General features: G+C 61.9%; 24 protein-coding genes and 1 tRNA gene. 21 read left to right on the forward strand and 4 right to left on the reverse strand.

Features of this window, described 5'->3' with window-relative positions; all coding sequences use genetic code 11:
* Positions 1-42 precede the first annotated feature (42 nt).
* From ABE472_RS01355 to ABE472_RS01365, 3 genes are all read left to right on the forward strand, one after another.
* A complete protein-coding gene (locus tag ABE472_RS01355; RefSeq protein WP_346465234.1) occupies positions 43-414 on the forward strand; it encodes a hypothetical protein in 372 nt (123 codons plus the stop codon).
* Between the two features lie 900 nt (positions 415-1,314).
* On the forward strand, positions 1,315-2,439 hold the full coding sequence (locus ABE472_RS01360; protein WP_346465141.1) for an ImmA/IrrE family metallo-endopeptidase: 1,125 nt from the start codon (positions 1,315-1,317) through the stop codon (positions 2,437-2,439).
* 2 nt (positions 2,440-2,441) lie between these two features.
* The gene (locus ABE472_RS01365) at positions 2,442-2,954 is read left to right on the forward strand and encodes a DUF4411 family protein (protein WP_346465143.1); all 513 of its coding nucleotides are present in this window, start codon (positions 2,442-2,444) and stop codon (positions 2,952-2,954) included.
* A 151-nt stretch (positions 2,955-3,105) separates the two neighbouring features.
* On the opposite strand, the gene ABE472_RS01370 is transcribed toward ABE472_RS01365, so the two are convergent.
* Both ABE472_RS01370 and ABE472_RS01375 read right to left on the reverse strand, forming a co-directional pair.
* Positions 3,106-3,444 carry a hypothetical protein gene (locus ABE472_RS01370; protein WP_346465145.1) on the reverse strand — a complete coding sequence of 113 codons (339 nt, stop codon included), beginning with the start codon at positions 3,442-3,444 and terminating at the stop codon, positions 3,106-3,108.
* A gap of 1,076 nt (positions 3,445-4,520) precedes the next feature.
* The gene (locus ABE472_RS01375; RefSeq protein WP_346465147.1) at positions 4,521-5,375 is read right to left on the reverse strand and encodes a hypothetical protein; all 855 of its coding nucleotides are present in this window, start codon (positions 5,373-5,375) and stop codon (positions 4,521-4,523) included.
* A 148-nt stretch (positions 5,376-5,523) separates the two neighbouring features.
* Between ABE472_RS01375 and ABE472_RS01380 the strand changes: the two genes are divergently transcribed.
* Positions 5,524-5,739, forward strand: coding sequence for a hypothetical protein (locus ABE472_RS01380; protein ID WP_346465149.1), 216 nt, complete (start codon positions 5,524-5,526; stop codon positions 5,737-5,739).
* A 1,136-nt stretch (positions 5,740-6,875) separates the two neighbouring features.
* Here ABE472_RS01380 and ABE472_RS01385 read toward each other — a convergent pair.
* Entirely contained in the window at positions 6,876-7,595 is a 720-nt protein-coding gene (locus tag ABE472_RS01385; RefSeq protein ID WP_346465151.1) for a sialate O-acetylesterase, read from the reverse strand.
* Between ABE472_RS01385 and ABE472_RS01390 the strand changes: the two genes are divergently transcribed.
* The 9 genes from ABE472_RS01390 (at position 7,545) to ABE472_RS01430 (ending at position 13,877) form a co-directional block, all read left to right on the forward strand.
* Positions 7,545-7,787: a KTSC domain-containing protein gene (locus ABE472_RS01390; RefSeq protein WP_346465153.1), complete on the forward strand. Its 243-nt coding sequence runs from the start codon at positions 7,545-7,547 to the stop codon at positions 7,785-7,787. The genes ABE472_RS01385 and ABE472_RS01390 overlap by 51 nt on opposite strands.
* Before the next feature lie 13 nt (positions 7,788-7,800).
* Positions 7,801-8,037: a hypothetical protein gene (locus ABE472_RS01395; RefSeq protein WP_346465155.1), complete on the forward strand. Its 237-nt coding sequence runs from the start codon at positions 7,801-7,803 to the stop codon at positions 8,035-8,037.
* A gap of 673 nt (positions 8,038-8,710) precedes the next feature.
* Positions 8,711-9,202, forward strand: a complete 492-nt coding sequence (locus tag ABE472_RS01400; RefSeq protein ID WP_346465157.1) for a hypothetical protein — start codon at positions 8,711-8,713, stop codon at positions 9,200-9,202.
* On the forward strand, positions 9,199-9,444 hold the full coding sequence (locus tag ABE472_RS01405) for a hypothetical protein (protein WP_346465159.1): 246 nt from the start codon (positions 9,199-9,201) through the stop codon (positions 9,442-9,444). The genes ABE472_RS01400 and ABE472_RS01405 overlap by 4 nt, the downstream gene beginning before the upstream one ends.
* Positions 9,441-9,737: a hypothetical protein gene (locus ABE472_RS01410; protein WP_346465161.1), complete on the forward strand. Its 297-nt coding sequence runs from the start codon at positions 9,441-9,443 to the stop codon at positions 9,735-9,737. The genes ABE472_RS01405 and ABE472_RS01410 overlap by 4 nt, the downstream gene beginning before the upstream one ends.
* A 341-nt stretch (positions 9,738-10,078) precedes the next feature.
* Positions 10,079-10,414, forward strand: coding sequence for a hypothetical protein (locus ABE472_RS01415; RefSeq protein WP_346465163.1), 336 nt, complete (start codon positions 10,079-10,081; stop codon positions 10,412-10,414).
* Positions 10,415-10,527: 113 nt separating this feature from the next.
* Complete coding sequence (locus ABE472_RS01420) at positions 10,528-11,262, forward strand: tyrosine-type recombinase/integrase (protein WP_346465165.1); 735 nt, start codon at positions 10,528-10,530, stop codon at positions 11,260-11,262.
* Positions 11,263-11,337: 75 nt separating this feature from the next.
* Positions 11,338-13,011 (forward strand): AAA family ATPase, encoded by a 1,674-nt coding sequence (locus ABE472_RS01425; protein ID WP_346465167.1) that lies wholly within the window; start codon positions 11,338-11,340, stop codon positions 13,009-13,011.
* A 2-nt stretch (positions 13,012-13,013) separates the two neighbouring features.
* A complete protein-coding gene (locus tag ABE472_RS01430; protein WP_346465169.1) occupies positions 13,014-13,877 on the forward strand; it encodes a DNA adenine methylase in 864 nt (287 codons plus the stop codon).
* 149 nt (positions 13,878-14,026) lie between these two features.
* On the opposite strand, the gene ABE472_RS01435 is transcribed toward ABE472_RS01430, so the two are convergent.
* Positions 14,027-14,103, reverse strand: a tRNA-Arg gene (locus ABE472_RS01435).
* A 151-nt stretch (positions 14,104-14,254) separates the two neighbouring features.
* On the opposite strand from ABE472_RS01435, the gene ABE472_RS01440 reads away from it, so the two are divergent.
* The 8 genes from ABE472_RS01440 to ABE472_RS01475 all read left to right on the forward strand — a co-directional run bounded on the left by ABE472_RS01440 (position 14,255) and on the right by ABE472_RS01475 (position 21,507).
* Entirely contained in the window at positions 14,255-14,899 is a 645-nt protein-coding gene (locus ABE472_RS01440) for a phosphatase PAP2 family protein (RefSeq protein WP_346465172.1), read from the forward strand.
* A 146-nt stretch (positions 14,900-15,045) separates the two neighbouring features.
* Positions 15,046-16,578 carry an aldehyde dehydrogenase family protein gene (locus tag ABE472_RS01445; protein ID WP_346465174.1) on the forward strand — a complete coding sequence of 511 codons (1,533 nt, stop codon included), beginning with the start codon at positions 15,046-15,048 and terminating at the stop codon, positions 16,576-16,578.
* Positions 16,578-17,363, forward strand: a complete 786-nt coding sequence (locus ABE472_RS01450) for an SDR family oxidoreductase (protein ID WP_346465176.1) — start codon at positions 16,578-16,580, stop codon at positions 17,361-17,363. Before ABE472_RS01445 ends, ABE472_RS01450 begins: the two co-directional genes overlap by 1 nt.
* A gap of 50 nt (positions 17,364-17,413) precedes the next feature.
* Positions 17,414-17,698: a DUF4190 domain-containing protein gene (locus ABE472_RS01455; RefSeq protein ID WP_313212673.1), complete on the forward strand. Its 285-nt coding sequence runs from the start codon at positions 17,414-17,416 to the stop codon at positions 17,696-17,698.
* A 7-nt stretch (positions 17,699-17,705) separates the two neighbouring features.
* Positions 17,706-18,476, forward strand: coding sequence for a class I SAM-dependent methyltransferase (locus ABE472_RS01460; protein ID WP_346465178.1), 771 nt, complete (start codon positions 17,706-17,708; stop codon positions 18,474-18,476).
* Between the two features lie 9 nt (positions 18,477-18,485).
* A complete protein-coding gene (locus tag ABE472_RS01465) occupies positions 18,486-19,541 on the forward strand; it encodes a quinone-dependent dihydroorotate dehydrogenase (protein ID WP_313218104.1) in 1,056 nt (351 codons plus the stop codon).
* Positions 19,538-20,587 (forward strand): UDP-N-acetylmuramate dehydrogenase, encoded by a 1,050-nt coding sequence (gene murB, locus ABE472_RS01470; RefSeq protein ID WP_102788374.1) that lies wholly within the window; start codon positions 19,538-19,540, stop codon positions 20,585-20,587. Before ABE472_RS01465 ends, murB begins: the two co-directional genes overlap by 4 nt.
* 32 nt (positions 20,588-20,619) lie before the next feature.
* Complete coding sequence (locus ABE472_RS01475; RefSeq protein WP_313219175.1) at positions 20,620-21,507, forward strand: DMT family transporter; 888 nt, start codon at positions 20,620-20,622, stop codon at positions 21,505-21,507.
* Positions 21,508-21,602: the final 95 nt, after the last annotated feature.

A 21,602-nucleotide genomic window follows, 5' to 3' on the forward strand; every position in this document is an offset into this window, starting at 1 on the left:
TCGAGGCATCACCGCCCTACCCGTTCGCGCAGGAGACACCCCATGCAGCACGACAAAACCCCGCCCGCCTCCACCGAAGACGCTCACGCCGCGCACAACTGCCCGCCCGCGGAAGGCACGGTCGACAAGCAGCGCACCTCGGAGAACCATGACGAAGCGCTGGAAGAGACGTTCCCGGCCAGTGACCCGATCTCTCCGTTCGTTGCGGCCAAGCCGCCGACGGATGACAAGGACGAGAAAGATCCGGATGCAGCGCGGCTGAAGACGGAGAACGAGGGCTACAACCAGCGCGGCCACGGCAAGGGTGGCAAGGCCGGTGAAGGGGAACCGGATGGCGTCCGCGAGGATGACGGCATCACCCAGCCGAACTTTGGGCAGGGTGGTACGTCTGGCAAGCAGACGTTTGATCGCTGACCGAACGAGGACCTGTCATGACTACTGCACCGCGAGCGCCCGCCACGAAAGAAGACGACCAGCAGAAGAGCCATACGCCGGACAAGCTGAGGAACGATGACGCCCGGTGGAAGGACAAGGACATGCCGGAGGCCGAGCATGGGGCTACGCCTGAGGATTATGAGCGGCCGGGGAAGGTGTAAATGCACCATCGGCTCAGCTACCATTCGCGCCATATTTCAGGGAGGAATGGCGATGAAGAGGTGCGGGCTGCTTTCCTCGATGCTTCCCGACAGCTGCGCCTTCATCAAGGCGTATGCCCAGCGGCCAGGCATGGTTGGGGTACCCGCCGGGCTGGAGCAGTTGAGGGCATTCTCGAAGGAATACTTACCGTTCGCGGAGAAGATTGCCAGCGAGCCCCTGCAAAGGCAGCGCCGGGAATGATCATGGGGACCAGGGGGGGCGTACCCATGACCGGGGGCGTTCTTTCGATCACACCCTTGCTCACCTGAGGGACCCGGGATCCGGTAGCGCCGCACGGGCGATGCGCTGGGGCGCGGATACGCCACGAATGTGATTGGTGACCCCGGCCCGATTCGAACGGGCGACCTTCCCCTTAGGAGGGGGGCGACCCGGCTATTCGTAGCAGCGCTCTCGCTACCATCTGTGCCAAAGGTGTGCCAATTTGCTGCGATTTGCAGCCCCTGATGCTTAGCCGTATGCAGCAAGCTGCGGCGTGTACCACACGGCAGACTTCCGCCCGAAAGATATGTTCCATCGACCACAGAATTGGCAGGCTGTCTCGCCACCTGTTGAGACTCTGTCACTTGACGCGGCCCGGCACTTAAGCGCTATCCTCCCTAGAAGGATCAAGGAGTATCCTATGCGCACTTGTTTGGAACTGCAGCTGAGCGCTCTTAAATGGCCGCGTTGAACCTCTCTCTCACGGTCCTCGACTGGGCTGCCAAGGAAGCAGGCAGAGACCGCCAATCTCTCGCCGAGGAAATCGCCAAGCGAGACGACGACCGGAGGCGCATCCTCCAGGGTGAGTTGACCATACGTCAGGCGGAGAGGGTTGCTAAGTTGGCAAGGATTCCATTTGGATTCCTTTTCCTTCAGGCGCCCCCGGAACCTAGTCGTCCTTCTATCCCTGACCTAAGACGGGTGACGGATGCCGCACCGCTGAGCGATGATTTTTTTGAAGTCTTGGCAGACGCGACTTCAAAACAGGAATGGTTCATTGACCATCTTCGCGAGGGAGGCGCGGACTCGCTCCCGTTCGTAGGCCGCTTCCGGTTTGCAAGTCGCCCAAAAGTGGCCGTCGTCGCAGAGGACATTCGCCGGACTCTCGGCGTCACCGTGGTTGATAGAACATCTAGCCAGGACGCCGACGCATATTTCCGAAAGCTATCCGACCGAGCTGAGGACCAGGGCATCTTGGTCATGAAGTCGGGAATCGTGCGCGCGTTTACTAAACGACGCCTCTCGGAAGTCGAGTTTCGTGGCTTTGCAGTTGCACACCCCATGGCGCCTATAGTTTTCATCAATGGACAGGACGCCGTTGTTGCCTCCGTGTTTACGCTGATGCATGAGATTGCCCACATCTGGCTTGGGGAAAGCGGAGTTTCGGACCTCAGTCCGACCACAGACCGCGCTATTGAAATCTTCTGCAATGCTGTATCTGCCGAGGTCCTAGTTCCTAACCATGAATTCTTGGCGCAGTGGACTAATACGCCGAACGTGGAAGCGCTCGCGAGATTGTTCCGGGTAAGCCGAGCCGTCATTGCGCGCCGTGCTTTCGACAACGGGGTCATTAGCTGGCCGGAATTCGAGGTCTATCTACGGCCGGTTCCGAGGAAGCCGCGCGAGCCAGGCGGGGATCCCTTCAGGACCATACCTGTGCGAAATAGCAAACGACTGACGCGAGCAGTGGTTGGAAGTGCTCTCAGCGGCGAGACGTTGCTTCGCGAGGCTGCAAGTCTTCTAAACAGCAAGCCTGACACGGTCATTAAACTTGGCAGTCGTGTATTCGGCAGGGAAGCCTAAGAATGTATCTGATAGACACTAACGTGTTCCTGCAGGGCAAGAATTTTCACTATCAGTTTGGGTTCTGCACTGGTTTTTGGGACTGGGTAGTCAACGCTCATGCGAGCCAGAAGGTCTTCAGTATCAATAAGGTGAGAAGGGAGCTGCTAGACGGGCCCGCAGGTGATCCGTGCGTAACATGGGCCAATGCGATGCCAGCTGCGTTCTTCCTACCAGACGATACCGACCCCGGTGTAATGACCAATTACGCGACTGTGCAGCAGTGGGCGGCGTCTAGCTCGCATTACCAGCCGCGCGCTAAGGCGGTATTCGCGAATGCAGACAAAGCCGACGCCTTTTTGATCGCTACGGCAATGCACAAGGGCTGGAAGATCGCTACGCATGAAAAATGGAATGCCGAGAAAAAGAATGGTATCCCTATCCCTAATGCCGCTTCCGCAATGGGCGTACAGACGCTCACAATCTATGAGCTCTTGACCCTGCACTCAGCTCCAACGTTCAATTTTATCCCCTAGGCAGGTAAAGGAACTCGGCCTGCTGCCGTAGCGAAGCCGCCCTCGCGCGCGCCCAGCGCGCCTTGCCGATGCTCTTTTGATCCATGGACCCACTGTCGCCGCCGGCGGTCGCACGCGCCGATACGGAGGCAACGCCGGCTGACTCAGGCCGCTACAGCTTCGGGTTCGGGATTGCGTCCAAGCGCCTTTGCTGCTGGATCTCGGTGCGGGAGAGCCTGCGGGCCGGCTCGTCGTTGGCCACCAGCCGAGCCACAGCCTCCTTCAGAGGCACCCCATCCAGTACCCGCGCTGCGCACCAGCGCTCTGCGTAGCGCTTTCCCTGACGGACGCTGGCCGCCCGCACCTCTTTGTCCTGCCAGAGCTTCCTGCAGGACAGGACGACGCGGATGCCATAGGCACTCGGCTGCACGCTGGCGATCTGACGGTTTCGCCACCACAGCCCCCAGTGGTCACCGTGCTGCACCCAGCCTTGAGGCGTAGGGGCGGTCATGAAGCCAGTGGAGTTACAAGGCGGGAGCATGGGCGCAGGATACGGACCGGGGTCTCAGATTCCGCGACGGGCCGTCGGGGCGACGCAAAGGGCCCAGCGGTGGGCGAGCCAGACCCCTCAACGCCCGACCGGGTCGAACACGACGGCACAGTACCGTTCAAACGTGGCCAACTGGTACGCTCCCACAAAAACTCACGGAGCAAGCCATGGATCATCAATAAGGACGGTCAGCGGCCGACCGGCTGGGACAGCTCGAAAGCCAAGTCGCGGCGCTCATGGGCCATGTCAAAGCCCTTGAGTACGGCCTTCGGCTCGTCATTGCCACTCATCCGGAACCTGATGTAGTCCTCAATGCGATGGACCGCATATCAAGCGATGCCCTGGCCCCACCCTCGCCCACCGGAGATGCGGCAACCCCCATGTACTACGCCGCCCTGCGGCAAGGCCTGGGAATAGTCAGAGAGCAAATCACGGAGTCCCTGCGGTCACGCCCATGACGACCGACTGTCGCTTCCACCAACCTCTCAGCGACACTCTCTTGACGTAGACCTACCGTCGGCCCGGATAGGGTGACGCCAATCGCAACAACGCCGCGTCCAACCGTGACCATGTCTAACACAGTACTTTTTTACCTTCACGAAGTCGTCGGATCGCGTGAAGAAGACCAGTTCAGCTGCATCACTTCCATCCAAGCGACATGTCTGGAGTGCTACCGCGCTCTCCACGCCACAAAGCTTCCAGAGTTAGAAGTGATCAACGGTGGTGCGATCCTCTACTGTCCGGGTTGTGGAACTAGACAGGCCATTAGCAACGCGCGTTTCGACGTCTTTTTGAGAGGCGCAGTCCGTGAATCTGATGCGCCTGCGGAAGGGCACGGCCGAATCGGATGATGCGCTGGCGTTGTAGCTGGGCAGCGCGACGCAGCGGGCAGATATCTATCGCGTCGGCCGGGCGATGAACTTGCCGAGCAATTGCCGCGACGGCCCGTTGAAGCCCCGATTCAATCCAGCCATCGCCAAACTAAAGGTGGCCAATCGTCTCCGATGGCCACCCATTTGAAGCCTATTGCTATCAGCCTACATCTGCTGAGCGCACTCCAAAGTGCCTTCGGTTGATCGCCATTGGCAGACGATAATCAGATTGTCATTGCCACCGCTGATCCCGTTAAAGCGCGCACCGATGTCCATCAGCGCACCGAGGAAGTCATCGACACTGGTCCCGCCATTGAACGTCCACGTACCAGCGTACTCTTGCGTGTTCTCGGCGGGCAGCACCTGCCCGTCGGCGAAACGACCGCTTCCAGGGACGTAGCTGTAGTCCCCAAATGCTGACGACTTAACAAAGGTGGACCGGCTTCCATCGTCGCCTTTGATCACCACCTTTACTTGAAACGTCGCTTGGTCCCCAAAGAGGTTATTCACCAAGTAGTAGAGGCGCTCCATACCCGCCTTGAATCCGTCACGAACAGAAATCCGGCTGTCAATCCTCGTCTGTATAGCAGCCCGAATGTTGACGTTACTCTGGATGTCGTACGCAGTGATGCTGGGATCAAGCCAAGGAGCCTGGTCTCGAATTTCCTGAATTGGAATCTCGATACTCATGACCATTGGCTGGCCATATATCTGTGCGGCGGCCTGCAACTCCTGCATTGCAGCTTGCTCTGCAGGCGATGCCTCTGCCTCCACCACGTTCATCTCCTCACCAAATTCAATGGGAGACTCACCCCAGCCCGACACTTGATAGTGCCGAAGAATGCCAGCGCTGACGTTATAAATGGTGTGAGAACCGTCGCCCGAATACATGGCGAGCTCTCGCATTTGGTAAGCGTCACAACCATCACACGGCAACGTAACGGCTTCCACCGGAGCGGAATAAAGCGCCAACCCTGCGACTACCGCCAAAGCACTTACACATGATCTAATCATGCTCATGCGACATCACTCCTTGATCTAAGACAACTCTCGATTGAACCGCTCATAAATGTGAGCCAACCGTTTGTCTCATAGATGTCATGTGCTCGCAAGAACACCTGTCACAAAAACTCTAGGCATCCGCTCCTGCGTCATTAGTACGTTGAGCATGCTGATCTTCTTCATTTACCACCACATGTCGGCGTGGTTGAAGACGAGCTACGCCGGTGACCGTTTGGCGGGCGATCCCAACTATGCGATGGCGATGCTGCTGGCCAGCAAGCCGCCGGCGATGGAGGTCAATCGCGTCAGGCGCACGGTGAAGGCCCCGCGTGATAGCTGGCCAGAGCATAGCCCCCCTAAGCGACCTCGAAAGAGGACATGAGCGATCCTAATCGCTAGGCGCGGCAGGAAGCTCAGCGTATAAGGGCAGGCCTTTCCTTGCCTTATCCCGGTTCAAATCGGCATGCGCGCTCCGAATTGTCTCCATGGGCACGCCGTCGACCGCCGTCAACTCCGGCGTTTCTTTCAACCTAGAAGCCAAGTCGTCGAAATACTCCCTGCAGATCTTGTCGTCGCCAACAGGCGCACCATCCAGCCTGGCCTGGCACTGTTGAAAGCGCGACGCGTTAGACATCGAGCTACCGGCCTTGATCGCATTCGCCCCCCCACCAAGGAGATGGGCTCCAAGAATAACGGCTAGCACTCCGCCACCTCCCAGCAAGTACTTCTTAATACTTGTCATTCGAATCCTCCGTGATTCCTAGGCCACAAGCCGCGCCACCCGAGCTTATCAGCTAGCGGCTCACTGGCGTTGCTCGGATCATGGCACTGCCAACAACTCGTGGTGCAGTGCTGCCGTTTGTATCGACCGTCGCTAATGCGCTTCACACGTCAGCGCTTGCGCCGCCTCCACACCCGCTCTAGCACGGCTGCCAAGCCCAGAAAACACGCAAGGGCCAAAGCGGCTTCCAGCAGGTGGAAAAGTAACTTCATGTCCAGGGGTCCCCAAGTAAGCGCGCCGACCTGGTGGTCGACCTCGTTGCGCCCCCCGCACACAGTGCTCAATGTAGTGCAGCGCACAACCACCACGTTGTGATGATCATCACCAATCTAGCGCTCATGGGCGAGGTGGACAGACCGGATGAAGCGTCAGCTTCTATCCCGATCAGTGTCTGGCGTGCCGTCAGCATCTTCGCTTCGATCAGCGATTCGGAGATGGGAAACACGCCAGCCACCATGCGACGTGAACCTACCGCTGTCGCCAGTGAGTGCATATCGCGCTGCAAGAATTGCCGACTTGCCCGCCCCTACGTGCCAGTCCCGGAATTTTGCGTAGGAGTACTTGTACCGTTCGATCAGCATTCCTACCCTTTCCGATGAATCATTAAGACCGCATCGAGAATAGGCCAGCAGAGTCGAGGAAGGATGTATGCAAGCTAACTTGCGTCAACTATTTGACGCACACCGTGTGCGGGCACGTAGCTGTAGACCTTCGAAGCCTGCCGCTTCCCTTGCTCGTCATGCATCAAACCCAACCGGCGCGGCACCCAGCGCGACGTTGGCGAGCGCCTGTCCCAACGCGCTGCCTATCTCGTCCAGCCCTCGAGCATTGTAGTGAAGGCGGTCTTGCATCATTTCCCGGGCCCCGAAGTGCTTGGCGGCGCGCGAAGCCAAGATGATCTCGCCGGCTCGCGCAAGCTCAGATTGGGCTGCCCGCAGTGCTGCCCAGGCCGGCGAATCCGGGGCGTCCATATCGATACCGATCTGGCTCATGACGAACGGAAGCGCCGGAAGCCCGGTGGCGGTGCGCATGCGATCACGCAGGCTCAGAATGCCAGCCTTCCAGACCTCGGGAGGCGTGCCCAAGCCAGCGTCAGTCTCGCCATGGATGACAGCCGCTGCGCATCCAACGATGTTCAGCTTTTGGGCCAATGCATCGGCCACCGCCGCGTTCCACATCGGCAGCGCTGTCAGCCACGAGGTCCCATCAGGCCCCCACATGCTGATGGTGCTGCTGCCGACGGCAGTATTGACCAACACCACACCAAAGCGCCCCCCGGTGGCATCAAGGACCGCTTGCGCCAGTGCCGGGCCCACGCTGCTACGGCCTGACTGGGCGATTTCATCCGTTCCCGTAGGGTCTGCCAGCTGCACCAGCGCGTTTCCGGCCACGTCAAACTTGAAGCCTTGGCCCGGGCTGATTGCGTATGCACTGGGCGTCAGGCCCCGGCCCGCCATGTCCGCTTCTTCCGCGGCTCCGGCGACAAGCGCGGCCCCGGCTCGCTCTACCACTACGCCAATTTCGACGCCGCCGACTTCGCTGCCTTCAAGGCCGCCGACTCGGTCGGCAGCTACTTCGGCAAGAACATCAAGGCCTGCCCGGAGGAATACCCGTTCCAGAAGATCAACGAAGCCGCCCAGGCGGCGTAAGGCGGACCCCGCCATGAAGAATCGGCAGCAGCTCGACATCTTCGAACACGACCCAGGACGGATGGCGCTGCTATACCGGGCCTCAGCCGGAAGCGCCTTGAACGACGTCCAGTTCAGCCCGCCGGTTCGCAAGGACCGGCACGACCACTACATCCGCGAGGCCGAGCGACTTGAAGCGCTGGCTGCGCATTGCAAGGCCAACTACCTCATCGACTGCATCAAAGACCACGCGAAGGGAAGCCAGCCATGACGACCGACAGGCATACATCGATCTTGCTGATAAGCGGCTCCGTCTCGCTCAGCCAGGAGCAGCCTCATGCACATGGGTGGGCAAGCTACGGACGTACTCGCCACCCATCTGCTCTGCGAGGGACTCTGCAGCGCTCAGCGTCGAATGAGGGGCAGAGGTCTCGATCGTCCGAAGATGGCTCCCATCTCTCGCAAAGATGTGAACGACACCTTGGAAATGCATACCCCGATCGACTGCAGACACCACCAGCTTGTAACCAAGCACATCCCTTCTGTACGCCACGGTCGCTCCTTGAGTTCGCTACATCAGAATCTTACCGGGAGATTGGCGATGTAGCTTTCGGCTGCAGCAACACCGAGCTGCAGGGCATCGCCCCTGCCCAAGATCCTGCCCGGGCGCCTGGTAGGCACCTGCTCGCCATTCACGGTGACGCTGTAGTCGAAGGCCCCCGCCCCAACCTCCGTGACGAGCACGACGAAGGCGTGCCCGGAGAGAGTTCCGCGGAGTGTCCGGCGCGAGGGGGTCGGTGTCATCGAGACAATTTGCTGAATTGGCGGCCGCACTTTACGCCGTCGCCCCGGCCCTTGGAAGAGCAGCTGCCCAACCGTCCCACCACCCTGGCCACCGTCAAGCCGCCGCGTAACCGGCGCACCAGGCTGCGGGAGGACGCGTGATGCGCAAGCAGATGCCCGACTTCCGAGAGATGGGGCGCGAACTGGCCTGCCTTTCCGGCATCCAGCTCGATTCGATCACTCCGAAAGATGCTCGGCTTTGGGAGGCCCGCGGCCAGGCGCTTGAATCGCTGGCTGCCGGCGACATGGATTCCGCGCTGCGGGTCATGGGCATGGTGTCCTCCCGGAGCATGGAAGAAGAGGAGGCACGGGAGATCGCAGAAGCTGCGGTATCGGTTCGCCTCGCTGCAGGCTGGACGCGGGAAATGCTCATCGATAGCACCGAGAGCGGCAAGGCTGCATGTGGCCGGGGCTACTACCTCTTCTGCTCCGGGGCGATCGCCGTGTGCTACTTCCCGATGGTCTGCATCACCGATATGAACGGCCGCGGCTACCACTTCCAAATCGCGCGGGACCTGCTTCACGAGCGAGAGGCCTGCCCCTTCGCAGTCCGTCGCCCAATCGCGCCGTATCAACTGGAGTTGTTCGCATGATCGCCGCCGGCTTCCCCCTCGCCCGGCACAGGCTGCTGTGCTTCATGCGGGAGCACCTGCTGATTGCGCGCCGCGTGCGCCTGTATGGCCCGGGCAGCGGCGGCCTGCTGGATCCGCCGTTCTGGCATTTGATGGACCTCGCCGCGGCCAACCGCCGCAGGCTGCTTAATTTGATTGCAATCGAGCGTTCGGTGCGCGCAGCGGCGCCGTCTCTCCCCACACAACTGGAGCTGTTCGGTTGAACATGACCCCATCATTTGGCCTGGGAGCATTGGCGTTCTCGGCCACCATGGAAGTTCCGCACATCGCCAAGCGCGAGAGGCCGCTGGCTCAGCACGACTATGCGGACTACGGCTGCGTCCGCTCGGTCATGGAATTCATGAAGTGGGCGCACGAACAGGACCGCTTCCCGACGGTCCCAGCCGTGCAGAACCGATTCAACGTCAGCAAGGCCACAGCGTACAGATGGACAAACGCCCTTGCTGAGACGTACGGCATTGACCCGCCGGTTCGATCCGGCCCAGGCATCTTCTAATGACTGCCGGCAATCAGGAGAGCTCCCCATGACCCAACGACACATCAGCCACCCCGAGCCGCTGCCGGCCTGCGCCGCCGGTCACAGCGCGCGCCACATCCACGACCTGCGTAGCCTCGCCGCCGGCGGCGGCCACTTCGTCGAGTGCCGGTGCCGGGCTACCCAGCGCCACCCTGAGGCGAACGGAGCATTCGACCAGTGGCGGCGCATCAACCGCCCTGCCCGCAGTGCCCGGAAGGTAATGCCCACGATCGGCGCGCCCGCGGCAAACAACGTTGTGCAGTTGGACTTTGGCCTGGCGCCGCCGGCACCGCCCCGGCGAGCAGCAACAGGAGGTGGCCATGGGCGCCGCTGAAAAGCTCGACCTATCAGGCAAGGACTGGCTGACGGTCGAGGAAGCCGCGCACTACTGCGGCGTCTCCAACAGCCAGTTCCGCAAGAACGCCCTCAGCTACGGCCTCAAACCCCGTCGCTTCATGGGAAAGCAGTTGTACGAAAAGGCGGCGCTCTATGCCGCGATCGAAGGTGCAGAGGAATGGCAAAGGTTCGACTCTACTGGCGTGGCACAAAGGCCTACCTCGACTGGGCGCAAGGCGGCGAGCGCTTTCGCCGGTCCATTGGGCAACCTGACGCCCGTGAGGCGGAGAGAATTCGTGCCGCGAAAGAGGCAGAGCTGACCCATGGTGTTCGGATCCTGGCGCGACTGCCCAAGGTCCGCGACTACCTAGAGTGGTATCTCGACTGGTACGAATCAGAGCACCCCACCACCATCTCGAAGGCGCGCAGTGAGATGAAGCGCTTTATCCAGCGCTTCGGTCATCGCCCGATCGACACGATTCGCCCAGTCGAAGTGGAGCAATACAAGCGCGGCCGGCTGCTTGATGACAAGGCAGCGAAAGAAACCGTAGGCAAGGAGATCCGCGTTCTTAAAACGGCGTTTCAGCGAGGAGTTGAATGGAAAGAGCTAGACGTCAATCCTCTGGAGTCCGTCAAGGCGCCGCGTGGCGTACGCAGCGTCGCAGTGAAGTTCTACGACCGACAGGCAATGCGTAAGCTCTACCGAGCCAACGCAGCACGAGCACCCTTGTGGCTATTCCTGGCGCACACGGGACTCCGCCGGGGGGAAGTCATCGGCTTGGAAAAGGCTTCAGTCGTCGGCGGGCGCCTGCTTGTCGAGAGCGATCCCGATGAAACGGGCGCAGGACGGACAAAATCAGGCAAGTGGAGGGAGGTCCCGCTCAACCGTTACGCGCGTTGGGCATTGCGACATCTACCGGACCCGATCGTCACGGTGCACAAGGACACCGTCTCGGACTGGTTCGCCAAGGACGCGGCGAAAGCCGAGATCGGTGGCCATCTGCATCGCTTGAGACACACGTTCTGCGCGCACATGGTCATGGCCGGCGTGCCACTGAGGCGAGTGCAAGTACTCGCCGGCCATGCCGACTATGCCACCACCGAGAAGTACTACGCCCACCTAACCCCGGAAGGTGACGACCGCGCTGTGGCCAATCTTCGCTTCTAACGCGCCAGCCCCTGACCAACCCGCTTGGGCTATGCTTCGGCAATTCGCCACTGCTACAAAAGGGAATTCGGGGACATGGACAGCTTTGAGGGCGCCTTGCCGAAGGCGGAGTTGGGGTATGAGGACAACAAAGAGATACCCATTCAGAGAATCGTAGGAATCAGAATCAATAAGTTCCGCACCCTCGAGAACCAGGGTGTACGGCTCGGCAATCACGTCACTGTGATCTCGGGGCGAAATGGGACGATGAAAACTTCCATTCTTGGATTGATCGCCCATCCGTTCGACAGCGATGCTCGCGACGCGTTCGGCGCTCCATTGAAGACAATACTCTCCAACGTGTTCAGGCTATCGCCAGATCACGACACGGATGAATATACCTACGATTTGGTCCTTCAGACACAGAAGGGACTCCTTTCCGAGCAGGTGAGGATTTACTGGGTCGGCGATAAAACCAATCGACACCGAGTGGTCGTATCAGGCTCGGAGAAAGGGGACGGAAATTTTGCCCTAAATACCTCCTTCCTGAACCTGAAGCGCCTTTTCCCGATGGTCGACACGAAGGCGAAGCCTGATCTTGAAGAGGACACCCAGCTTAACAAGAAGGAGGCCGAAGCACTCGTCGACCTCTATGAGAAGGTCTTTCCGAGTAGCGACTACAGAGCATTTACGCCAGTGCGAGAGAAGTCACTAAAGACGACCTTCGCCCCCTCTGGCGAGGACGTGCTGTACGATTGGACGGCAATATCGTCCGGAGAGGATAACCTCGGCGCCATATTCAACAAACTAGCGGGCTTCATGCGCAACCCTGGCGAGGGTGGAGCTTCAAATGGCATCCTCTGCATCGACGAGTTCGAGAGCAGCCTTCATCCGGCGGCCCAGAATCGACTGTTTGACTACCTCTACCGCTGGGCTCAGAAAAACAACGTTCAAGTGGTGCTAACCACACACTCGCTGCACCTGATCCAGCACGCCTACCTGAACTATCCAAAGGACATGGCAGCCAACCGAATTGCAATGAACTTCATAAGCAAGGGAAAGGCGAAGGGAAAGAACACGCCAATCTTGTACAATCCACCCGCAGAGATAGCCTTTCGAGAGTTGACTTTATCGACCCCTGAAGCAGCTGCAAAGGCACGCAAGATTGACGTTTTTTGCGAAGATGAGTATGCAATCCATTATGCCAAGCGCCTCATAAAGTCTCAGAGCATCTTAGGCCTAGTTGAATTTCATAGCTCCCTAGCACCTGACGGTGATAAACCTGGAACGGCATACAGCGAGCTCGCCAAGCTATGCACATCCTTCCCTTTACTCCTTGAAGGATCCTTGGTTCTTTTCGACGGAGACGTTGCCGACACCGTCACTGCAAAGATCAAAGACAAAGCGCTCTTCATCAGGCTACCGGATCCAGCCAACCTTGCGATTGAGCGCCGGATAATTCTCCACATAGTCCAGCTGGAGAATGATGATGAGTTCTTCGTTCACTTTGACAAAGAGCGAGACGTATTCTTAGACGAGTTCAAACAGGCCGGGGTAGAGTCCCTTGCACCTAATTTAATTGCTGATGAGAACAAAGTCAGCATGGCCCGCTGCAAAGCGTGGGCAGATAATTCACCAAAAGAATTCAAAAAATATGTAACTTACTACGCAAAGAGCGTGGACTCGGCCGCCTTCATAAAGGCTTTTGTTGAACGCGTGAATAATATAAACTCCAAGCTTGGCCTCCCACCCATCCCCGCCCAGGACTAGCCTTGTACTCTAACCGGCTCTTCACCCCCCTCCGCTACCCTGGCGGAAAAGCCGCGTTCGCGCCTGTGATTAGTCGCGTTATGCAGGTCAATGGGCTAGATGGCGGGCACTACCTAGAGCCTTACGCAGGCGGTGCCGGCGTGGCGTTAGACGTCCTCTTCAGCGGACTGGCATCTCATATCCACATCAATGATATCGACCCCGCCGTTTATGCTTTTTGGCAAGCAGTTGTGTCGGACGCGGATGGGCTGTTAAGGCTGATTCGAGATACACCGGTAACCATGGACGAATGGTTGAAGTGGCGGGACGTCGTGCGGGGAGTCATCGAGGTGTCGCAGACCGAGAGAGGGTTTGCGACTTTCTTCCTCAACCGGACGAATCGATCCGGAATTCTTAAAGGCGGCGTAATTGGCGGCCTCTCGCAAAGTGGCACATATAAGCTCGATGCCCGCTACAAGAAAGATGTTCTGACAAAACGAATTGAGCTGATTGCTGAGCAAGCAGATAGAATTTCGGTGTACTGCGAGGACGCACTGATCCTGATTCGTCGAGCCGCCGACATCATGCAAGGGCGAGGTCTAATTTACTTAGACCCACCCTATTTCGTCAAAGGAAAAGGCCTCTATCGGAATTACTACTCGCCCAGCGACCATCAGAGTATCGCCGACGAGCTGCAATCCGGCACCTTTACTACCCCTTGGGTGGTTTCATACGATGACGCGCCAGAGATTCGAGCGATGTATGAGGCCTCGCACGGCGTCGGCTACTCACTCAACTACACGGCTCAGAGGAAGTACCGGGGCAGTGAGGCGGTGTTCTTCTCGGCTGGCCTTGTGGTTCCAGACCTGGAAGTCCTAGCAGCGTAGTTGAGCTCGAAGACCCAGCAATGCTGCCGCGGGGCCAAGTTCACAAGGGAAGCGCAATTTTCAACTGTGCCAACTGTGCCAACTCAAGTCCGAAACAGAGCGAAATAGAGCATCTCGGTGCTGCGTGGCACGGCCTAAGTCATTGAATTTGGTGACCCCGGCCCGATTCGAACGGGCGACCTTCCCCTTAGGAGGGGGACGCTCTATCCAGCTGAGCTACGGGGCCACGGAGGGCGTAAAGGATACAGGCAAAGGTCACGTCACTTCCAATAGACGCCCGGAGCGTCCGGCAGGACCAGGTCCACCCGGTTGCCCGGCACTCATCAACCACGTCGGCAGCTGGCCTATGCTCCTGTGCCCTGCGATGAGTGACGCGAATGCAGTCCCTGTGGCTTTTCCTCTCCCAATTGGGCGACAGCCGCTTGTTGCTGCCGCTGAGCCTGGTGCTGATTCTCTTTGGCACCCAAGGCGACAGCGCGTTAAGAGTGCGATGGACAATCGGACTGGCCATTGCTGGCGGTCTATCCCTTGTGTCGAAATTGGCGTTCCTGGGATGGGGCATTGGGTGGGCCCATCTGGACTTCACTGGCTTCAGTGGTCACGCCACCATGACGGCAGCGATCTATCCGGTGGCGCTGTACCTGACGCTGCGGGGCCGGGTACGACTCCCATTGGCAGGTGCCGTGGCCGGTGCCCTGCTATCCGCCGCGATCAGCTACTCCCGGCTTCCGCTCAATGCGCACTCCGTCTCCGAAGTGGTCAGCGGCTGGCTGCTGGGGATGGCGGTCAGCAGCATTGCCCTGCGCGGCCGGAGCAACGGTTTCGTTACCCCGTTCCCCACGATCGCCGGGGCTATTCTCGTTGGAACGATGACGATCATGATGCTGTCCACGGTCCGGACGCACGATCTGGTCCTGCGTTTGGCCACCGGGCTCTCCGGTCGGACCGAAGTGTTTACCAGGCCCGTCAACTGCACCCAATCCGCGCCCCGCACCAAGCCGCACTGCGGCCACCGGCGCTGATCGCGAGATCGGCCAATCGGACCATCCGCCGCGCTGCACGGCCAGATAAGGCAATGCCCCCCTCTGTTACCATTCGGGGTTCAGCTTGCCGCCCCCCACCCTGCCAGCGGCCAGCGCCTTACAAACGCAACGCAACAGGAGTTTGCATGTCCTCTGACCTGCTCAAGGCCCTCGGCCTCGACGCGACCAACGCTGGCACCTACCTTGGCAACGGCGAGTGGTCCTCGGCCACCGATGCCGGTGTGATCACCCCGGTGAACCCGACCACCGGCGAAGCCATCGCCAAGGTCTACGCGACCACCAACGCCGACTACGAAACCATCGTCGCCCGCGCCCAGGAGGCCTTCAAGGTCTGGCGCACCACCCCGGCCCCGCGCCGTGGCGAAGCCGTGCGCCTGTGTGGCGAAGCCCTGCGCGCCAACAAGGACGCCCTGGGCTCCCTGGTCGCGCTGGAAATGGGCAAGAGCAAGCCCGAGGGCGATGGCGAAGTGCAGGAGATGATCGACATCGCCGATTTCGCCGTGGGCCAGAGCCGCATGCTCTATGGCTACACCATGCATTCCGAGCGCCCGGGCCACCGCATGTATGAGCAGTACCAGCCGCTGGGCCTGGTCGGCATCATCAGTGCGTTCAACTTCCCGGTCGCGGTGTGGGCCTGGAACTCGTTCCTGGCCACGATCTGCGGCGACATCTGCCTGTGGAAGCCGTCCAACAAGACGCCGCTGACCGCGATCGCCTCCATGCGCATCTGCAATGAGGCGCTGCGCGACGGTGGCTTCCCGGACCTGTTCTTCCTGATCAACGATGCCGGCACCGAACTGTCGCAGAAGATGGTGGCCGACAAGCGCGTGCCGCTGATCAGCTTCACCGGCTCCACCCAGGTGGGCCGCCAGGTCGCCGAAAAGGTCGCCCACCGCCTGGGTCGCTGCCTGCTGGAGCTGGGCGGCAACAACGCCATCATCCTGGACGAAACCGCCGATCTGAAGCTGGCGATCCCGGGCATCGTGTTCGGCGCCGTCGGTACCGCGGGCCAGCGCTGCACCACCACGCGCCGGCTGATCGTGCACGAATCCATCCATGACGACGTGCTGGCCACGCTGATCAAGGCGTACAAGCAGGTGGAAGGCAAGATCGGCGATCCGACCGATCCGGCCAACCTGATGGGCCCACTGAACAGCGACGGCGCCGTGCAGCAGTTCCTGGCCTCGATCGAGAAGGCCAAGGCCAGCGGCGGCACCGTGCAGACCGGCGGTACACGCATCGACCGCGCCGGCAACTTCGTGCTGCCGGCCATCGTGACCGGCCTGAAGAACAGCGACGAGGTCGTCCAGCACGAGACCTTCGCCCCGATCCTGTACGTGATGAAGTACAGCACGCTGGACGAGGCGATCGACATGCAGAACGGCGTGCCGCAGGGCCTGTCTTCCTCGATCTTCACCACCAACCTGAAAACCGCCGAGCGCTTCCTGTCGGCAGCCGGTTCGGATTGCGGCATCGCCAACGTCAACATCGGCACCTCGGGTGCGGAGATCGGTGGTGCGTTCGGCGGCGAGAAGGACACTGGCGGTGGCCGTGAGTCCGGCTCGGATGCCTGGAAGGTCTACATGCGCCGCCAGACCAACACCATCAACTACTCCGACTCGCTGCCGCTGGCCCAGGGCATCAAGTTCGACCTGTGATGGATCCCGGGCCCCACCTGCCGGCCGGCCCGCGCCTGGAGTTCACCGGGCGCCGGGTGCTGATTGCCGGTGGCAGCAAGGGCATCGGGCGCGCCATGGCGCTGGCGTTTGCTTCGGCAGGCGCCCGCGTCTCGGTCTGCGCCCGCGGTGAGGCCGGTCTGGCCGCGCTGCGTGAGGATGCCGGGGCGCTCGGCTTGGCCGTGCATACGGTCAGTGCCGACCTCTCCCGGCTGGACGACATCGGCCGTTGGCTGGCCGATGCTGCGCAGGCCTTGGGCGGCATCGACGTGCTGGTCAACAACGCGACCGGTTATGGCATGGCCGACGATGAGGCGGGCTGGGAGGCCAGCTTGAACGTCGACCTGATGTCGGCGGTGCGTGCCTCGCGGCTGGCGCTGCCCTGGCTGCAACAGTCCAGCGATGCCTGCATTCTCAACCTGGCTTCGATCGCCGCCCAGCAGCCGCGCCCGGGTGGCGCACCGTATGCGGCGGCCAAGGCCGCGCTGATGCATTACACCACCTCGCAGGCCCTGGCCCTTGCGCCGCAACGAATCCGCGTCAACGCCATCGCCCCCGGCTCGATCGAGTTCGAGGACGGGCTGTGGGCGCGCCGGCGCGAACAGGACCCGGCGCTGTATCGAAACACCCTGGCGAAGATTCCGTTTGGCCGCTTCGGCGAGCCGGCGGCCGTCGCCAACGCCGCGCTGTTCCTGTGCTCGCCACTGGCGGGCTGGATCACCGGGCACACCTTGAATGTCGATGGTGGCCAGGTCCTGATGGGATAAACCCGCCGCTGGCCCTATCATCGAACCACCCCACCGCGACCAGGACCTGCATGAGCCTTCCGCCCCGACAAACCAGCGCCATGGCCGTGGTCAGCCTGATCATGGGCATCCTCGGCTGGACCGCCCTGCCCTTCATCGGCAGCGTCGCGGCGATCATCACCGGCCACCTGGCCCGCGCCGAGATCCGCCGCCGCCCACTGGAGCTGGAAGGCGACGGCATGGCCTTGGCCGGCCTGATCCTGGGCTGGATCATCGTGATCGGCAGTCTGCTTGCCCTGGTGGTGGTGCTGTTGTTCTTCGGCGGACTGGCCTGGTTTGCCGCTACCCAATCGTGAGGTGCACATGAGCCGCTCGGATTCGACCGAACGCTTCAGCAGTCGGGTGGCCGACTACGTCCGCTACCGTCCCGACTATCCCCCGGCATTGCTGGATTGGCTGCACCAGGACATCGGTGTACCCACCGAGACCCTGGTCGCCGACATCGGCGCCGGCACCGGCATTTCCACCCGGCTGTTCCTGGCCGCTGGCCACCCGGTCATCGCGGTGGAGCCGAACGCGGCCATGCGCGAGGCGGCCGAGCAGCTGCTGGCGCCGGACTATCTGCGCCTGAAGGTCGCCGACGGCACCGCCGAGGCGACCGGCCTGGCCGACAACAGCGTGGGCCTGGTTGCTGCGGCGCAGGCCTTCCACTGGTTTGACACCACCGCGGTGCGCCGCGAATGGGCGCGCATCCTGCAGCCCGAAGGCATGGCGCTGGTGTTCTGGAACTCGCGTCTGCTCGATGCCTCGCCGTTCCTGATCGGCTACGAACAGTTGCTGCTGGAGTTCGGCACCGACTACACCGAAGTGGCCGAGCGCTACCAGGACGATGACACCATGCGCGCGTGGTTCGGCGAAGGCCTGCGCGGCATGGCCCGCCTGCCGAACGTGCAGCGCATGGACTACGACGGCCTGCGCGGGCGCCTGTTGTCCTCTTCCTATGCACCGCAGGCCGGCCACCCGCGCCACGCGCCGATGCTCGATGCACTGCAACAGCTGTTCGACGCCCATGCGGTGGACGGCCAGATTGCCTTTGAATACCAAACCCGTGCCTTTGTCGGCACGCTGGACTGATTGAACGCCATGTACTCGCTTGCCCGCCCCTTCCTGTTCGCCCTTGATGCAGAACGCGCCCACGGCCTTGGCCTGAGCGCGCTGGACCTGGCCTATCGCACCGGCACCACGCCGCTGATGGGCCGCCGCATCGACCCGCTGCCGACCACCGCGTTCGGATTGAGTTTCCCGAATCCGGTGGGCCTGGCCGCCGGCCTGGACAAGAACGGCGAGCACATCGATGCGCTGCTGGCCCTGGGCTTCGGCTTCGTGGAGATCGGCACGATCACCCCGCGCCCGCAGGCGGGCAACCCGAAGCCGCGGCTGTTCCGGCTGCCGGACCACCAGGCCATCATCAATCGCATGGGCTTCAACAACCTGGGCGTGGATGCACTGGTCCGCAATGTCGAGCGCGCCAAGCGCCGCACCGGCCTGCTCGGCATCAACATCGGCAAGAACAAGGACACCCCCAACGAGCAGGCGTTCGACGACTACCAGCACTGCCTGCAGAAGGTGTATCCGCTGGCCGACTACATCACCGTCAACATCTCCTCGCCGAACACCGCCGGCCTGCGCGAGCTGCAGGAAGAGACCGCGCTGCGCCAGCTGATTTCGCAGCTGCGCGAAAGCCAGGAAAGCCTGGCCGCCCAGCACGGCAGGCGCGTGCCGATGCTGGTCAAGGTGGCCCCGGACCTGAGCGACCGCGACATCGATGCCGCCGCGCGCGTGCTCGGTGAGCTCAAGGTGGACGGCGTGATCGCCACCAACACCACCATCGACCGCAGTGCGGTGGCCGGTGACCCGCGGGCGAACGAAGCCGGCGGCCTGTCCGGTGCGCCACTGCTGGGCCAGTCGACCCTGGTGCTGCGCCGCCTGCGTGCGCGCCTGCCCGAGTCGATGCCGTTGATCGGCGTGGGCGGCATTCAATCCGGCGCGGATGCGGTGGCCAAGATGGCGGCCGGCGCCGCACTGGTGCAGTGCTACAGCGGCCTGATCTTCCGTGGCCCGGAGCTGGTGCATGACTGCGTGGAGGCGATCCGCCGCCGCAGAGAGGCGCCCAGCCGCGGCGCGGTGGCACCTCTGTGAACGACGCCATGACTGCCTGGGCCATCACTGAAAACGCCTCGCTGAAGGCGCTCAACACCTTCCACGTCGACGCCACGGCAGCGCAGCTGCTGGAGGTGTTCGATCCCTCCGTATTGCCGGAGGTGCTGGCCCTGCCACGCGTCGCAGAGCAGCCGCTGCTGGTGCTGGGCAGCGGCAGCAATGTGCTGATCGCCGACAACGTGGAAGGCACCGTGCTGGTATTCGCCAACCGCGGCATCGAGATCCTGGAGCACCGCGCCGACCACACCATCGTGCGCGCCGGTGCCGGCGTGAACTGGCATGGGCTGGTGATGTGGTCGCTGCAGAACGGCCTGTCCGGCCTGGAGAACCTGGCCTTGATCCCCGGCACTGCCGGCGCCTCACCGATCCAGAACATCGGCGCCTATGGCGCGCAGGTCGGCGAGTTCATCCAGGCCGTGGATGCCTGGGACCGACACGAAAACGACTGGGTGCGCTTCGATGCGGAAGGCTGCCAGTTCGCCTACCGCGACAGCATCTTCAAGCACGACCCGGACCGTTACCTGATCACCGCGATCGAACTGCGGCTGCCGCTGCTGCATGGCCTGCGCCTGGGCTATGCCGGGATCGCCGAAGAAATGGAGGCGATGGGCGTTGAACTGCCGGTGGCCGCCGATGTGGCCAACGCGGTGATCAACATCCGCCGCCGCAAGCTGCCCGATCCGGACGTGCTCGGCAATGCGGGCAGCTTCTTCAAGAACCCGATCCTGCCACTGGAACAGGTGGAGGTGCTGCTGCAGCACTTCCCCGAGCTGCCGGTGTTCCCGGCCGACGACGACAGCCGCCGCAAGATCTCCGCTGCCTGGATGATCGAAAGCTGCGGCTGGAAGGGCTATCGCGATGGCGATGCCGGCGTGGCGCCAAGCCATGCGCTGGTACTGGTCAACCATGGCCAGGCCACCGGTGAAGAACTGCTCGCGCTGGCGCGGCGGATCTCCGCCTCGGTCCTGGAGAAGTTCGGCGTGCCGATCGAACCGGAGCCCAGGCTGATCGGCGCACAGTGGTGAACCCCGCCCCCGCGTTACCGGTGGCCACGCCGTTGCGGGCCGCCTTGCTGATGCTCGGCAGTACCTTGGCCTTCGGCCTGATGGCGATTGCGATCCGCTACGCCACCCGGTACGTGCCGACCCAGGAAGTTGCGTTCTTCCGCAACGCCTTCGGCCTGCTGGCGCTGCTGCCGATGCTGATCCGTCCCGGCAGTGCACCGCTGAAGACGCAGCAGCTGCCGCGCTACTTCCTGCGCAGTGCGATCGGGCTGGCCTCGATGCTGTGCGCGTTCTGGGCGATCGGGCATCTGCCGATCTCCCAGGCGATCTCGCTCTCCTACTCCACGCCGCTGTTCGTCACCATCGCTGCCGTGTTGTGGCTGGGCGAAACCGTGCGCATGCGCCGCTGGGCGGCGGTGATCATCGGCTTCATCGGCGTGCTGATCATCGTGCGCCCGGGCTCGACCAGCTTCACCCCTGGCACCCTGGTCGCCGTGGGCGCCGCGGTGCTGAGTTCGCTGGTGGCGATCCAGATCAAGCAGCTCACCCGCGTGGACAGCGCCGATACGGTGGTGTTCTACACCTATGTGTTCTGGGTGCCGCTGTCGCTGGTGCCCGCGCTGTTCGTATGGGTCTGGCCGACCGGCCTGGCGTGGGTCTGGCTGGTCGCGACCGGCGTGCTCGGCACGCTGGGCCAGCTGCTGTGGACCCGTGCGCTGCGCCTGGGCGAGGTCTCCGCATTGACCCCGATCAGCTTCATGCAGCTGCCGCTGGTGAGCCTGTTGGGCTGGCTGCTGTTCAATGAAGCGCTGGACCGCTGGACCGTGATCGGCGCCGGCATCATCCTCGGCGCCAACGCCTACATCGCCCACCGCGAAGCGACGCTGGCACGGCGGGCGAAATCACAGGCAGTCACAGCGGCCGCCAAGCCGGGGGAATAGCCCCCGCATGGGGTGATGCGCGGCCCGGAGCAGTCGGCCACGCACGGCGTGGCCCTACCGCGACAAACGGTCGCCTGCGGGTAGATCCACGCCAT

The sequence above is a fragment of the Stenotrophomonas sp. TWI809 genome (assembly GCF_039673205.1).
Classification (GTDB): domain Bacteria; phylum Pseudomonadota; class Gammaproteobacteria; order Xanthomonadales; family Xanthomonadaceae; genus Stenotrophomonas.